Annotated in this window: 12 protein-coding genes; 10 read left to right on the top strand and 2 right to left on the bottom strand. The window is 60.3% G+C overall.

Annotation, left to right across the window (positions count from 1 at the left end):
* Positions 1 to 107 precede the first annotated feature (107 nt).
* The 7 genes from N2599_RS01175 (at position 108) to N2599_RS01145 (ending at position 9958) form a co-directional block, all read left to right on the top strand.
* Positions 108 to 2252: a PAS domain-containing sensor histidine kinase gene (locus N2599_RS01175; RefSeq protein WP_027509842.1), complete on the top strand. Its 2145-nt coding sequence runs from the start codon at positions 108 to 110 to the stop codon at positions 2250 to 2252.
* Complete coding sequence (locus N2599_RS01170; protein WP_027509841.1) at positions 2239 to 2664, top strand: response regulator; 426 nt, start codon at positions 2239 to 2241, stop codon at positions 2662 to 2664. The genes N2599_RS01175 and N2599_RS01170 overlap by 14 nt, the downstream gene beginning before the upstream one ends.
* A 3-nt stretch (positions 2665 to 2667) precedes the next feature.
* On the top strand, positions 2668 to 4287 hold the full coding sequence (locus tag N2599_RS01165) for a response regulator (RefSeq protein ID WP_027509840.1): 1620 nt from the start codon (positions 2668 to 2670) through the stop codon (positions 4285 to 4287).
* Positions 4284 to 5927, top strand: coding sequence for a VOC family protein (locus N2599_RS01160; RefSeq protein WP_027509839.1), 1644 nt, complete (start codon positions 4284 to 4286; stop codon positions 5925 to 5927). The genes N2599_RS01165 and N2599_RS01160 overlap by 4 nt, the downstream gene beginning before the upstream one ends.
* Before the next feature lie 498 nt (positions 5928 to 6425).
* Complete coding sequence (locus N2599_RS01155; RefSeq protein WP_027509838.1) at positions 6426 to 7358, top strand: glycosyltransferase family 2 protein; 933 nt, start codon at positions 6426 to 6428, stop codon at positions 7356 to 7358.
* A gap of 53 nt (positions 7359 to 7411) precedes the next feature.
* Positions 7412 to 8902, top strand: a complete 1491-nt coding sequence (locus N2599_RS01150) for a lipopolysaccharide biosynthesis protein (RefSeq protein ID WP_027509837.1) — start codon at positions 7412 to 7414, stop codon at positions 8900 to 8902.
* A gap of 33 nt (positions 8903 to 8935) precedes the next feature.
* Positions 8936 to 9958 carry a polysaccharide pyruvyl transferase family protein gene (locus N2599_RS01145; protein ID WP_037141843.1) on the top strand — a complete coding sequence of 341 codons (1023 nt, stop codon included), beginning with the start codon at positions 8936 to 8938 and terminating at the stop codon, positions 9956 to 9958.
* Between the two features lies 1 nt (position 9959).
* On the opposite strand, the gene N2599_RS01140 is transcribed toward N2599_RS01145, so the two are convergent.
* Together N2599_RS01140 and N2599_RS01135 are read right to left on the bottom strand one after the other, a co-directional pair.
* Positions 9960 to 10856 carry a DMT family transporter gene (locus tag N2599_RS01140; protein ID WP_027509835.1) on the bottom strand — a complete coding sequence of 299 codons (897 nt, stop codon included), beginning with the start codon at positions 10854 to 10856 and terminating at the stop codon, positions 9960 to 9962.
* 125 nt (positions 10857 to 10981) lie between these two features.
* Complete coding sequence (locus tag N2599_RS01135; RefSeq protein ID WP_027509834.1) at positions 10982 to 11407, bottom strand: OsmC family protein; 426 nt, start codon at positions 11405 to 11407, stop codon at positions 10982 to 10984.
* 165 nt (positions 11408 to 11572) lie between these two features.
* On the opposite strand from N2599_RS01135, the gene N2599_RS01130 reads away from it, so the two are divergent.
* The 3 genes from N2599_RS01130 to N2599_RS37565 all read left to right on the top strand — a co-directional run bounded on the left by N2599_RS01130 (position 11573) and on the right by N2599_RS37565 (position 13718).
* The gene (locus N2599_RS01130; protein ID WP_051336549.1) at positions 11573 to 12739 is read left to right on the top strand and encodes a TIGR03862 family flavoprotein; all 1167 of its coding nucleotides are present in this window, start codon (positions 11573 to 11575) and stop codon (positions 12737 to 12739) included.
* 47 nt (positions 12740 to 12786) lie between these two features.
* On the top strand, positions 12787 to 13044 hold the full coding sequence (locus tag N2599_RS01125; protein WP_051336548.1) for a hypothetical protein: 258 nt from the start codon (positions 12787 to 12789) through the stop codon (positions 13042 to 13044).
* 257 nt (positions 13045 to 13301) lie between these two features.
* The gene (locus tag N2599_RS37565; RefSeq protein ID WP_311319495.1) at positions 13302 to 13718 is read left to right on the top strand and encodes a hypothetical protein; all 417 of its coding nucleotides are present in this window, start codon (positions 13302 to 13304) and stop codon (positions 13716 to 13718) included.
* The last annotated feature ends 644 nt before the right edge of the window (positions 13719 to 14362 follow it).

Below are 14362 nucleotides of genomic sequence, written 5' to 3'. Positions count from 1 at the left end.
CGGCGGCAGGCCTCAACCGCTGAATCAGCCGCGCAACCATACGTTTTCCTATTGTGTCTTTCGGGATTTCAGCAAGAATTGGCACCCGACCGGGGAGGCTTGACGACGTGTGGAATGCGGCAGGGCTACAGGACGACCCGCAAAGGACGGGGAAGCGCTATCGCTCCGCCGTCATCGTCATCGGCCTTCTGCTCGTCCTTCTCGGCCTGACTGTACTTGCGGGCTGGTTGTTGCAGGTCGAGGTCATCACGTCGTTCGTTCCTGATTTCCCCTCGATGGCGTTCAACACGGCGCTCTGTTTTGTTCTGTCAGGCATCGCGCTTTCCACGTCCGCCAGGCGCCGGCCGCTGGCATCCCTTCTCTCAACGATCGCCTCCGCGTCCGTCGTCCTGATTGTGCTCGCCCGGTTGATCGAGATCGCCACCCTCGGTCGCACCGTTCATAACGTCGACCGGCTGTTGACCAACATTCTTATTCCTCCGGATTTTGCCGCGCAAATCGGCGGCGGCATGGGGCCGAATGCTTCGCTGATCTTCCTGCTCGGAAATCTGTCGCTGATCGCAGCCCAGAACTGGCGGGAAGCCCGGGCAACGCTTATCCAGGAACTGATAAGCTATGTCGTCGTCACGCTCGGCATGATCGCGCTTGCCAGCTATGTCACGAATGCCGAACAAGGCTACCGCTGGGGGCCTTATGCAGCGATGGCGCTGCCGACGGCAATTGGCGTGGTGACCTTCGGTGGGGGATTGCTCGCAAGCGCCTGGTGGCGGCAGCCCGAAAGCCGCGGTCGGATACCGCTCTGGGTTCCGGCGCTCGTGTGCTTCACCGGACTTCTCGCAGATCTCTACACGCCCCTTGGAGTGGCGAACGGCATTCTCTACGTGCCGCTGGTGTTGACCGCCCTCTGGTTCAGGAACCGGAAGGCGTCGCTTCTCTTCGCCCTCGTGTGCACGATCCTCGTCCTGCTCGGCTTCTTTGCCGTCCGCCACGATAGTGCGAGTCTCTGGCACGAGATCACGAACCGGTCGATCACCGTCGTCATGCTGTGGCTGATTGCCTTGCTTGTGTTCTACTACGTTCGGAACAGGATGAGCCTGGAGACCGAGCGCATCCGCTTCAGTGCGTTGGTGCGCAATACGCCGGACGCGGTACTCACGATCGATGAAAAGGGAACGATCTCGAGCTTCAATCCGGCCGCCGAACAGATGTTCGGCTACGTGCCGCAAGAGGTGATCGGCAGGAACGTCAAGATGCTGATGCCGGAGCCCTATCATTCGGAGCACGACGGCTATCTCAGCCACTATGCCGAAACCGGCGAGCAGCGGATCATCGGCACGACACGCGAGGTTTCCGGGCGGCGCAAGGACAATGCCGTCTTTCCACTCGACGTTTCCATCAGCGAGGTGAAGAGCGGCGGAATAAAGACCTTTGTCGGGATCCTTCGCGATATCAGCGAGCGCGTGAACCAGGAGGAGCGGCTGAGGACGACGCTGGCGCAGCTTGAAGACTATACCGCCGATCTGGAGCGCAGCAATCACGACCTCGACGAGTTCGCCTATATCGCTTCGCATGATTTGAAGGAGCCGCTGCGCGGGCTACATAACCACTCGCGCTTCCTGTTGGAGGACTACGGGGGCCAGCTCGATGACGATGGCGTGCGGCGCCTCAACCGCCTGGTGCGGCTCAGCCAGCGCATGGAGAAGCTGGTCAACGACCTCCTCTATTTCTCGCGGATCGGCCGCCAGCAGCTCGCGGTGAAGCGCACTGATATCAACCTCGTCGTTAAGGATGTGGTCGCCACCATGGAATTGCTTCTGGAAGAGCGGCATGCCAAGGTCGTCATCGACGGTCAATTGCCTGAGGTGGTCTGCGATGCGCCGCGACTCACGGAAGTCTTCCGGAACCTCATTACCAATGCGATCAAATACAACGACAAACCCCGACCGCTCGTCAGCATCGGCTATCTCGAGCGCTTCGTCGCCAGGGACGGCACGACGGCGCGTAACGTCTTTTTCGTCAAAGACAACGGCAAAGGCATAGCCAAGGAATTCCATGAGGATATTTTCCGCATTTTCAAACGCCTGGAAAAATCGCAGGATTCGGATGACGGAACGGGGGCCGGTTTGACCTTCGTCCGCAAGATTATCGCCCGTCACAATGGCGAGATATGGCTGGAATCGGAAATCGGCATCGGTACGACGTTCTATTTCACTTTGGGCAGGAAGCGCGAGGGCCAGAATGCAGCAGCGTGACACGCAACCAATCCTCATCGTCGAGGATAGCGAGGACGACTTCGAGGCGACGATCCGCGCTTTCAAGCGCACGAACTTGCGCAACCCGATCCACTGGGCGCCTTCGGGACAAGAAGCTCTCGATATGCTGACGGCCATGAGCCCGCGGCCGGGCCTGATCCTGCTCGATCTCAACATGCCGGGGCTCGACGGCCGCAAGACGCTGGAGGCGATCAAATCCAATGCGCACTGGCACAAGATACCGGTCGTCATCCTGACGACCTCCGACGATGAGCGTGACATCGAAGGCTGCTATGCCCTCGGCGCCAATACCTATGTGCAGAAGCCCGTCGATCTGGACGGCCTTTTTGCAGCCATACAAAGGCTGAAGGAATACTGGTTCGAGATTGCCATACTGCCCTTAGAGGAGTGACGATTGGCAGAAGTCTGCTCGATACTGATCATCGACGACAACATCGACGACCGCGAGGTCTACCGGCGCATGCTGGACCGCGTGCCGGGCACCGCCTACGCCGTATCCGAGGCCGAAACCGGAGACGAGGGCCTCGTGCTGATCAGGGGAAAACGGCCGCACTGCATCCTACTCGATTACTCTCTGCCCGGCCGCGACGGCCTCGGCATTCTTGCGGAGATCCTCAAGCTCTATCCATCCGCCAATGTCATCATGCTGACGGGCCAGGGCAACGAGACGGTTGCCGTCGAAGTGATGAAGAGCGGCGCGCGGGATTATCTGACCAAGGATGCGCTGTCGCCGGAAGCGCTGCACCGCTGCATCCAGAATGCCATCATGCATGGCGCGCTGGAAACCAAGCTGGAGCAGAAGCGCCAATCTCTCGAAATCTTCACGCGTGCGATGGCGCACGATCTCAAAGAACCGCTGAGAACCATCAAGTCCTTCAGCAAGATCCTGCACGGTTCCTCTTCACTGCCAGCCGAGGATCGCGAGCTTCTCGACTACGTGCTGAGCGCCGCCGACCACATGGAGGACCTGATCGTCAAGGTTTCGGGTTTTACCAAGCTCGAAGTTGCCGCCGACCTCGAGCTGAAGCCCGTCGCGCTCGCTTCGGTGCTCGATCAGGTGGAGGATAATCTCCATCGGCAGATCGAAAGCGGTCAGGCAGCGATCATTCGCGGGGACCTGCCGGAAGTAATGGGCGATGCGACGTTGCTGATCCAGCTTCTGCAGAACCTCGTCTCGAATTCCATCCGTTATTGCGAGAACCGCACGCCGGAGATCAGGATCGCCGCGACGGCAAACAGCGGCATTTGCCGTCTTTCCGTCAGCGACAACGGTCCCGGCATCGATCCCCAGCATTGCGAGCTGATTTTCCAGCCGTTCAAACGACTCGTCGGCCGCGGCATCGAAGGAACCGGCCTCGGCTTGGCCATCTGCCGTCGCATAGCGCAGCTGCACGGCGGCGCGATCTGGTGCGAGGCGTGTGGCGGCGAAGGCGCGACCTTCATCCTCGAAGTGCCCCTTGCCCTGGCAGCCGCCGCAGCACCCATGGCAATGCCTGCCGCTCAAAGCGTCCGGCCGTACGAACATGCGACGGAGGCGACTCGCAGGCTTGCTGAAGTATTGCTCGTCGAAGACAGCCCAGCCGACATACAGCTTCTGAAACTGAAGCTCATGCGCCGCGAGAAGGTCAGCTTCAATCTTCACGTCGCGGCGAACGGCCGCGAGGCGATGAGGCTGCTCGAACAGCGTGCCGCAATACCGGATCAGCCGCCGGTGGACCTGATGCTGCTCGACATCAACATGCCGCTCATGGACGGCTTCGAGGTCCTGAGTGCGCTTGCAGCTGACGGACGGCTCCGCGGCATTCCGGTCTGCATCCTCAGCACATCAAGCGACGAAGGCGATATTCAAAGAGCGAAGGAGCTCGGCGCGCTCGCTTATATGGTGAAGCCGCCAACCCTGCAGCAACTGGAACAGATGCTGGAGGACGTTGGTACGTTGAAACTGCAACCGCTCGGCGATTCGCTCGTTCTGTGTGTAGAACAATCAAGGCAATCTTCTACGGCACTGGCATGACTTTCATATCGGCTCTCGTTCTGGCATTGCTCGCTACTCCTATCCAATCCGGACTGCTCTCAATGGTTTCTGGCATACATCACGTGACGGCGATTACCCGCAAAGTGCAGGCGAACGTCGACTTCTACGCAGGCTTCCTCGGCCTGCGGCTTGTCAAACGGACGGCCGGATTCGAAGACGCGACGCAGTTGCATCTCTTCTATGGCGACGCTGCCGGCACACCCGGTTCGCTTCTCACTTTCCTCGCGTGGGAAGACGGTTCACCAGGACGCGCGGGCTTCGGGCAGATCAGCGAGATCGCCCTTGCCATCGACCCTACGAGCATCGGCTACTGGCTGACGCGGGCCATGAGTTTCGGCCTGCGCATGGAGGGGCCGGGAGACGAGTTCGGCGAGACGGTGCTGCGTCTCAAGGATCCCGACAACATCATCCTGAAGCTCACCGGCAACAAGGAACTGAAGAGCGGCGCGCCCTGGCGTGGCGGTCCGGTGCCGATCGAGCACGCCGTGCAGCGCATCCGCGGCGCGACCATGCTGACGGAAGTGCCTGAGGAAAGCCGCAGCTTCCTCGAAAGACACTTCGGCTATCGCTTCCAGGTGAGCAAGGGCGCGATCGATCGTCTCGTCTCGCAATCGGGCGACGTCATCGATGTCCGCAATGCCCGCGGCTTCTGGTCCGGTGCGCCGGGAACAGGCACGGTCGATCACGTGGCTTTCCGCGCCACCGACGATGCCCAGTTGTCGACAGTTCACGAAGCGCTCCGGGAGACGAAATTCTCGGCAACCAGCATGCATGACCGCAAATATTTCCGCTCGCTCTATGCCCGCGAGCCTGGCGGCACGCTGGCCGAACTTGCAACGGACAAGCCCGGCATGACCGTCGATGAACAGGCCGAAACCCTCGGCTCCATGCTCTTCGTGCCGCCGAAGGATCCAATCACCAATCTCGAGGACCTGAAGGTGGTCCTGCCGCAGTTCTCCATGCCCGGCGAGCCCCGCGTGAACTATCGCGACCTGCCCTTCGTCCACCGCTTCTACACACCACCGGATCCGGACGGCAGCGTGTTCGTGCTGCTTCACGGATCGGGGGGCAACGAGACGACGCTGATGCCGCTGCTGCATAAGGTGTCGCCGCGCGCCACACTGCTCGGCGTGCGCGGCCGCGCAACGGAAGAAGGCTTCCCGCGCTGGTACAAGCGCATAACGCCGTTCGCCTTCGATCAGGACGACATCAAGAACGAGGCGGAAGCCTTCGCCGCCTTTATCGACAGCGCCGTCAAATCCTACGGCCTCGATCCGAGGAAGATCGTCTATGTCGGCTATTCCAACGGCGCCAATCTGCTGAACTCGCTACTCTACCTGCATCCGAGCCTCGTGCACCGCGCCGTGCTGCTCCGCTCCATGCCGGTCCTGACGGACTATCCGCGTGCCGACCTTACGGGCACGGATCTGCTCGTCATCAGCGGCAAGACCGACGCCTATGGCCGGTATGCCAACGAGCTTCAGACACGGCTGAAAACCGCCGGCGCGACCGTCGATTCGGACGTCATCTCCGGCGGCCATGACCTCGGCGATGCCGATGTGCCGATCATCCAGAAGTGGCTTTTGCAGAAAACCCGCCAAGCCAGCGCCCCGCAATAACGCCCTGGAAAGCCTTCCGAAGCGTGATGATTTCTTGGAATGGACTTCCTCCAACGAGTTTAGTGCAGATGTATTTCCAACCATTATCTTTGCCAGAAGGACTTTTCTGCTCAACTCTTGTCGGCATCACTCAATTCGATGATCTCTGCATTTACCTCAATGAAAACGGAAACATTCCATCGCTCTGTAATAAAATATTATCTGAATAATTTTAAAGAAAAATACGATACATCCATAAAATAAAAAATAACAAGACACAGGTAAATTTCCTAAAGGCTATACACTCGGTCACTAAATACAATAGCCATCAAATATTATTACATGTTTCTTCGTTGGAGTTTCTAACTCTCGTCAAACGACACGTCTTCGTCAACAAATTACCTCATTTCTTCTATTTTTACCGTATCTGTTCTATTTTGCTGCAGCGCAAAAAATCCTTGCCGAACCTTGATGTGCGGCCTATCTTCACCCGGACATCGATCGCAGAAGGGGAAATAAATGCCTCCTCGGCCTGTTGACATCAGCCTGATCATCTCTTCGAGAAATCGGGCCTATGGCCTATTGAACTGCCTGGATGCCATCGCCGCCGCCGCGCGGCAGGCAGGCCATTTGCACCTTGAACTCGTCTTCGTGGACAATGGGTCGACCGACGACACCTCGGACGTCTTCCGCAAATGGGCGGCCTTGGCGCCGATCGATACCAATCTCATCTACGAAACGCTGCCCGGCCTCGCCAATGCCCGCAATAGCGGGATTGCTGCCGCCGCCGGCCGTCTCCTTGCCTTCACAGATGATGATTGCGAAGTGTTCCCCGAGTACTTCACGACCATTGATGCCGCCTTCGCCGATGATACCGAGATCGTCATGCGCGGAGGGCGGGTCGAGCTCGGTGATGCGCGCGATCTTCCGGTCACCATCAAGACCGAACGCGAGCCCGCCGCATTGACCAGCGAGCTTCATGCCGGCGGTTTCATCCACGGCTGCAACATGGCCTTCCCGAAGGCGCTTTGCGAAGCGATTGGCCTCTTCGATCCACGCTTCGGCGCCGGATCGCCCTTCCGCTCGGGGGAGGATACGGATTACATTCACCGCGCCTTCAACGCCGGCATCCGTGTCGAATATTCCCCCGATGTCGTCGTCAAGCACTTCCATGGCCGCCGCAAGATCGAGGACATTCACCGCCTGCACGCGGGCTATGCCTTCGGTAATGGCGCGCTCTATGCGAAATACATGTTCGACCGGCGCTCCAACATGCGCGGCATGCTGCGCTGGGATATCCGCCAGGCAATCAAGGAAGCAATCAGCGGTCGCAGGATGAGCGACGAGATGGGGCTCACCTATCGCCGCCAGCTTCGCGACAACATCACCGGCATGCTCGCCTATTGGCGGAGCGCCAAGGCGAAACGCGCGACATCAGCGATCCGCAGCTGATCCGTCATCGCCGCAATGCCCTCGATTGCGCACCACATTCGATTGGAGCCTGAATGGCAGATAATGCAGTTGCGCATGCCGACCTGAAGAAGAAGACGGCGCTCTCCGTCCTCTGGTCGGTGGTCCGCGTCGCGTGGAGCACCGTCGCAACCTTTGTCATCTTCGTCATCCTTGCCCGCATCCTCGGGCCTGCTGATTTCGGAACCTTCGCGCTCGCAAGCCTTTTCGTCGAGATCGGCCGTGTGCTCGCCTATGCCGGGCTTGGCGATGCGATTACCCGGCAGCTCGATCTCGACGAGGAACTCGCCGATACCTGCTTCTGGGCAACGGTCGCCTTCAGCGCCGTCGTCGCCTCCCTCGTCTTCGTCTTCGCGCCCTATTACGGCCAGCTCGTCCGCGATCCTTCGGTGGCGGGCATCCTGCAATGGCTGGCGCCGCTGCTGCCCCTCTCGTCGCTTGCAGTTGTTCACAATGCGCGGCTGGCACGCGATTTCGGCCACAAGAGCCTTGCGGCGCAGAGCATCGCTGCGAGCCTGCTCTCCGGCATCACCGCCGTCGTCTGCGCCTGGCTCGGCTGGGGCATCTGGGCGCTGGTGGCGCAGACTGCGGTCACTGCCGCCGTCACCGTCGTCCTCGGCTGGGTGTCCTACCCGTGGATGCCGCGCCTGCGCTTCAATCTCGAGAAGTTCCGTTCAGTCTTCCTCTTCAGCGTCAGCCTCGTGGTCACGCAGCTCATGTGGATGCTGCTTGCCCGCGTGCAGGATATCTTCATTTCCCGCTGGTACGGCGCCGTTGAAGTCGGCCGTTACCGCATCGCTTGGCGGCTGATTGAACTAATCGGCCAGGCCGTCCTTGCGCCCATCGGCAGCGTTTCGCTCGTCACGCTGTCGCGCCTGCAGAACGATCGCACCGCCTTTCGCAATGCCTACAACAAGATCGTCGGTGCGGCCGCTCTCGGCACGATCCCGCTGCTCTTCGGTTTCGGCGCGCTGTCGAACGACATGATCGCCCTGCTCTTCGGCGACAAATGGGGCAATGCCGGCGATATCGCCACCGTGCTGGTGCTGATGTCCGTGCCGTTTGTGACGAACTTCTTCGCATCCTCGGCGCTTTCCGCGGCCAACCGTGCGGAATCGATCCTCTCGGTGGCCGCCCTCCAGCTTGTGGCGACGCTGATCCTCACTTGGCTACTGATCCCCTACGGCATCCTCGCGGTTGCGGCAGGCTATGTGCTGCGGGCCTGGCTGACGATGCCTTACCAGCAATATGTGCTGAGCAAGTATGCCGGGATCGATGCAGCCGGCACATTCAAGGCGGTCGCCCTTCCCTTCTGTGGCAGCGCGGTTATGGCTGTCTGCGTCTGGTTCGCCCATCCCTACATCGCCGAACATCTGCAAAGCCGCTGGATAGCTCTCGGCGCCAGCATCGGGCTCGGCGCAATCGTCTATCTGGCTTTTCTGCCGATCTTCGGCAGAAAGGCCATCCGTCCCTATATCGCACTCGGCAAGTCGCTGCTGCCGTTCGGCAAACGCGCCGAGGCCTAGCTTCGCAGCTGGGCCAGTAAACAGGAGCCTTTCATGCAGGAAACCAACATTACGATCATCAACCGCCTTCAAGGACTGATCGCCAACAACCTCTCCGATCTCGTCGATCCGGCGGAGCGCTTCGCGCTGCTCGATTTTCCCAACCACTACAATATCGGCGACAGCGCCATCTGGCTCGGCGAGCTTGCCTATTTCGACCGCCGCAAGACGCGGCCGGCTTATGTGACCGAGATTCCGACCTATGACGAGGAGCGGATGCTCGCGACGATTGGCAGTGGCCGTATCTTCCTGCACGGCGGCGGCAATTTCGGCGACATATGGGCCGGCTACCGTCAGTTCCGGGAAGGCATGCTGACGAAATTCAAGGGCCGGCCGATCATCCAGATGCCGCAGACGATCCATTTCAAGGAACAGGCCAATATCGACAGCACGGCCCGCGCCATCGAGCAGCACGGCAACTTCACCCTCCTGGTGCGCGACAAGAAGAGCCTGGAATTCGCGCGCCGCTGGTTCCAGTGCGACACGCGCCTTTGCCCGGATATGGCCTTCTGCATCGGCCCTGTCGCGCGCCCGGCACCGCAGCACGAGCTGCTGCTCAATCTCCGCGAAGATCAGGAAGTCGGGACACCGCAGGATCTCACCGCTGCCACGGGACGTCCCGGCACCGTCAAATCCGACTGGCCGGATGAGCCCGCGGATTTCCAGCGGCAGACCAAGCATACCGCGATCCTGAAGGGCCTTCTGTCCGGCAAGATCGGCGGGCGTGCCCGCATGACGGAGCTTGCCTATCGCGAGCGCGCACAGCAGCGTTTCGATCGCGGCGTGGCGCTGCTCGGCTCGGCCCGCCAGGTCATCACCGACCGCATGCACGGCCACATCATGTGCGTATTGATCGGCGCCGATCATTGCGTGCTGGACAACAGCTACGGCAAGACGAGCAGCTTTATCGAAGCTTGGGGCACCTGCAATACGGAAAAGGCAACGCTTGCCGCCACCGTCGACGAGGCGCTTGCCATCCTCGATGCCCGGCGTGTAAGGCCTGCCGCGGTCGCCTGATCTAACCTCGCCGGGCGATCATGATCCCGGCGAGCACCACTGCGCCGCCGATCGCCTGCATTGGACCGATCGCTTCGCTCAGCAATATCCACGCAAGGATCGCCGCGACGACCGGCTGGAGCAGCAGCGTCAGCGAGGAGAAGGCGGCTGGCAGATAGGCGAGCGCATAAGCGATCGCTACTTGCCCGCCGGCATGGCTGACGAAGGCGAGGCCGAAAACCATCGCCCAGCCATAAGCGGTGGCCGGCAAGATCTGATCCTCGAAGGCCAAAGCCAGCGGAAAGATGGTAACCGCGGCAGACGCCGTGCTCCAGAGCATGATTCGGATGGTATCGAACCGGCTTCTAAGCCTGCCGATCGCAAGGATATAGCCGGCGTAGAACAACGCCGCGACGGTCGCGATACCATCACCCGCCAGATCCCCGTTCCCAAAGGCCGAAGGCCCGCCCTTCAGAATGACGACGCCGGCCAATGCCAGCGCCAGACCGATAACGAAGAGCCGCGTCACGACCGCGCGGAAGAACAGGAAGCCGATAATCGTGACGAAGACGGGCGCAAGGTTCGCCAGCAGCGTCGCATTGGCGACCGACGTCATGGTGATCGAGAGATGCCAGGCAGCAAGATCCAGGGCGAGGATTACGCCCGGCAGGACCAACAGCCCATAATCCGAAAGCTTTTCCGGTTTCGGTCCGGCATCCTTGCCCTTGATCAACGAGAATAGGACGATCGGTATCAGGGCGAGCGCAACGCGCCAGAACGCGGTCGCCATCGGCCCGACTTCCGACAGCCGCACGAAGATCGGCGAGCCGCCGATCGCCGCCCCGCCAAGGATCAGTGCCGCGAGGGCAAGGCGATTGGAAGGTGCTGTTTCGACGGTTGCGGAAGCGGCTTGCGACATGATCTCGATGCTTTCTGCGCCGCGTCCAGTGAAAGCGGCGATCGGCAGCGAATTACCCGATGAAAGCAACCGAAGATAGCGCAGGAGCGACAATTGCGGACAAAAGTGACTGATGTCCGGCTGCGTCAGCCGGAAATCGCCGTTGCGAATTCCGGCTTGCCGCGGATCGTATTGCTCACCGTGCAGATCTCTTCCGCCGCATGAGCGATCTTCTGCCGCGTCTCCTCGTCGATATCGCCCTTGATGCCGAAGGCGATATTGAACTTCTTGACGCGCGAAGGCCCTTCCGTCGCCTTCTCGCCCGTCACATCCGCCGTCAATTCGGTGATCTTGTCTAGCACGCCCATCTGGCTTGCGGCGATGCGCGCGCTCAGCACCAGGCAGGCGGAAAGCGAGGAATAGAGCAGGTCCAGCGGGTTGAAACCCGGCTGCGACGGGCTTGTGACGATATCTAGCTCACCCTTCGTCACCGAGGTGACATGCGGAAAGCCGGTGCGCCCGAGAACGGCGGTGGCGCCAGTCGGTCTTGGTTTTGCCTTGAGGTCGGCCATGCCGCGAAACTCCGTTGATCGTGGGATCTCAAATTAGTGAGTTTGCCGGTGGCCCGCAACGAATCCGCTTTCCGCAAATCCGGAGACGCGCGGGCGTGAATCCTGTATCAGGCGAACCATGAAGAAAAACAGATCGCGATCATCGGCGGCGGGCCGGCGGGCCTGATGGCGGCCGAGGTGCTTTCGGCATCCGGCCACGCCGTCACCGTCTACGAAGCCATGCCCACGGTGGCGCGCAAATTCCTGCTCGCTGGAAAGTCCGGCCTCAATATCACTCATTCGGAAGATTACGCGCGCTTCGTCACCCGCTTCGGCAAGGCGTCCGACCAGTTGTGGACCGCCTTGGACGGCTTCACACCCGACGACGTCCGCGCGTGGGCGGAGGGACTGGGCACCGAGACCTTCACCGGTTCGTCCGGCCGCGTCTTTCCGAAGGTCATGAAGGCCTCGCCGCTGCTGCGCGCCTGGATCGCACGTCTTGAGGCGCAGGGCGTCGAAATCCTGACGCGCCACCGCTGGACGGGTTTCGAGGCGGATGGTTACGCGTTCGAGACGCCGAAAGGCGGTCTCGTCGTCCACCCTGATGCCGCCTTGCTGGCCCTTGGCGGCGCCAGCTGGCCGCGCCTCGGCTCGAATGCCGCCTGGGCGCCTTGGCTCCGGGAAAAGGGCGTGAGCATCGCGCCGTTCCGCCCCGCCAATTGCGGCTTCGACGTCGATTGGAGCGAAACCTTCCGCGAGCGTTTCGCTGGCGAGCCGCTCAAATCCGTCACCGCCACCTCGCCCGCCGGCACCTTTCCCGGCGAGTTCGTCATCACCCGCCACGGCATCGAAGGCAGCCTCGTCTACGCCCATTCCGCAGCACTACGCGACGCTCTCGAAACCCGCAAACTCGCATCTCTCATCATCGACCTCGCACCCGGCCGAAGCACTGAGCGCCTGGCAAAAGACCTCGCCCGGCAGGATAGGAAAGCCAGCCGCTCCAACCGCCTGCGAAAAGGCGCCGGCCTCGACGGTGTCAAGACCGCCTTGCTACGCGAACTCGCAAACGAAACCGACCTTCAGGACGCTTCGAGGCTCGCAAACATCATCAAATCCCTACCGATCCCACTCACCCGCCCCCGCCCCCTCTCCGAGGCCATATCCTCCGCCGGCGGCATCGAATGGAGCGCGCTTGACGACAGCTACATGCTAGCAGTCAACCCCGGCCTCTTCGCTGCTGGGGAAATGCTCGACTGGGAAGCGCCAACGGGTGGGTATTTGCTGACGGCGTGCTTGGCGACGGGCAAGGCTGCTGCGCATAGCATCATTAATTGGCTCAGGGCGAAAAGCTGAGACCAGACGAGTGTGCAATCCTTCCTTTTGCATCAGGGAGCCGAGCAATGATCCGTTCGTTCAAAGATGCCAAGACCGAGGCAGTAGCCAGCGGTAAGGCTCCCAAGGGCTTTCCGGCTGACCTTGTATGGCCCGCTGTTCGGAAGCTCATGGTGATCGAAACGGCTTGTATTCCCGAAGACATCCGCCCGATGTCGGGTACCGTAGCCCATGACGGCACACGTGATGAGGAGAACCACGAAGAGATATGCGAGGATGCCGGTGATGTCGGCCCTGAGTCTAACGCTTGGTTGAACTCGGCTTGAGAGGACGTCACGTGGGTCATGATGCCCCATTTTTCGAATGTGTTTGACCTCCCAATGCAGAGAGCTAAGCATCATCCGCGCTTCAATTGGAGAGCTTTATTGATCTTTTTCAAATAGTTAGGTTGCATTGTGAGGCGGATCGAAGGAGTACCGGGGATCATCGCGCGTGCCGTACATTGGATGGTTGTCAGATGAAGTTGCAACAAAACGTTCCGGGTCGGCGTTTTAGGCTTACCTAAAGTAACCTACGGTGACCAATGCCCTACAGGCGGTACGGTTTAGAGGAGAACCCTGACGGCACGTGGCGTGTCATAGACTACCGCGAAGGAAAGGCTGCGGAAACGAACGGAGCGGTTCTCGATCGGTTACCTCACGATACCGCTAGCAACCTTGAGTTTATCCTTAACGCCCAAGAGAAGGGGATGAAGAAGCGGAACAGGAAGAGGAGAGCCAGGTTTGCGCCACAGCACCCAAAGGCACACCTCATGGCAACCGAGCGGTATAGCCGTCACAAGAACCTGAACGTCTACTGGACGGTAGTCGACGCGATAACCGGACAGCCGGTCGTTATCGATGGGATTGTCATGGACATGCTATCCGAAGAGGAGGCCGACGAGTTGGTCGAGCGGCTGAACCGTGATGAGAATGAAGGGGGACCCTTCAAGCGGCCCTAAGGTTGTCTCAACATACTGGGCGAACAAGAAAGAGCCACCAACGCTATCGACCGCTTCCCTCACTGCTGGCAACGCATCGCCGACGAGCGGCACCTTACGAGTAGACCCTTTGTTCTTCAGAAGGCGATGCGGATGGAATACGAGGTCGACGTGGGGGTTCTCGTGGTCATGCTTTACATCGGCCACGAGCAGCCCCGCTATCTCGGCTAGACGGCACCCAGTCCCTTCCAGCAAACGCCATATCCGCTGGAGGCGTCACTAGCGTGCGTTAGCACTCGCACACGCTCCTGCTCAGCTACTCCTGGGAGAACGGGTTGCGCGCATCTTTGGCAAGCTGCTCCGTCCTCACTTCCAGCTTGTTGAATGGGTTCGATTGCATAGTTGATGACGGCCCTAATGTCACTCAGGTACCGGTGGACGGTCTCCGGCTTCATTCCAAGCTCGCTGATCATGTGATCGCGTACTTCGCGGGGCGTCGGCACGGGTCAGTTTGGATAAGAATGGGTCGTGTCCAAGCGCGGTTCTGATTATGCCCTACTACTACGATCCACACGCTGGGTCTTCTTGTCCTCATCCTGCGTACCGTCGACCTCCTCTTTCAGCTAGAACTTGCGTGCATCTTCCAGAGTAGCCTCAGGGGGCGT

This window comes from Rhizobium sullae, assembly GCF_025200715.1.
Lineage (GTDB): Bacteria > Pseudomonadota > Alphaproteobacteria > Rhizobiales > Rhizobiaceae > Rhizobium > Rhizobium sullae.
The sequence above is the reverse complement of the archived record's forward strand: the minus strand, read 5'-3'. Positions and strand labels throughout refer to the sequence as shown.

Coding starts and splice junctions, on each gene's coding strand:
- N2599_RS01170 (WP_027509841.1), top strand. CDS start 2,239: ATGCAGCAGCGTGACACGCAACCAATCCTCATCGTCGAGGATAGCGAG.
- N2599_RS01160 (WP_027509839.1), top strand. CDS start 4,284: ATGACTTTCATATCGGCTCTCGTTCTGGCATTGCTCGCTACTCCTATC.
- N2599_RS01155 (WP_027509838.1), top strand. CDS start 6,426: ATGCCTCCTCGGCCTGTTGACATCAGCCTGATCATCTCTTCGAGAAAT.
- N2599_RS01150 (WP_027509837.1), top strand. CDS start 7,412: ATGGCAGATAATGCAGTTGCGCATGCCGACCTGAAGAAGAAGACGGCG.
- N2599_RS01125 (WP_051336548.1), top strand. CDS start 12,787: ATGATCCGTTCGTTCAAAGATGCCAAGACCGAGGCAGTAGCCAGCGGT.
- N2599_RS01145 (WP_037141843.1), top strand. CDS start 8,936: ATGCAGGAAACCAACATTACGATCATCAACCGCCTTCAAGGACTGATC.
- N2599_RS01130 (WP_051336549.1), top strand. CDS start 11,573: ATGGCGGCCGAGGTGCTTTCGGCATCCGGCCACGCCGTCACCGTCTAC.
- N2599_RS37565 (WP_311319495.1), top strand. CDS start 13,302: ATGCCCTACAGGCGGTACGGTTTAGAGGAGAACCCTGACGGCACGTGG.
- N2599_RS01135 (WP_027509834.1), bottom strand. CDS start 11,407: ATGGCCGACCTCAAGGCAAAACCAAGACCGACTGGCGCCACCGCCGTT.
- N2599_RS01140 (WP_027509835.1), bottom strand. CDS start 10,856: ATGTCGCAAGCCGCTTCCGCAACCGTCGAAACAGCACCTTCCAATCGC.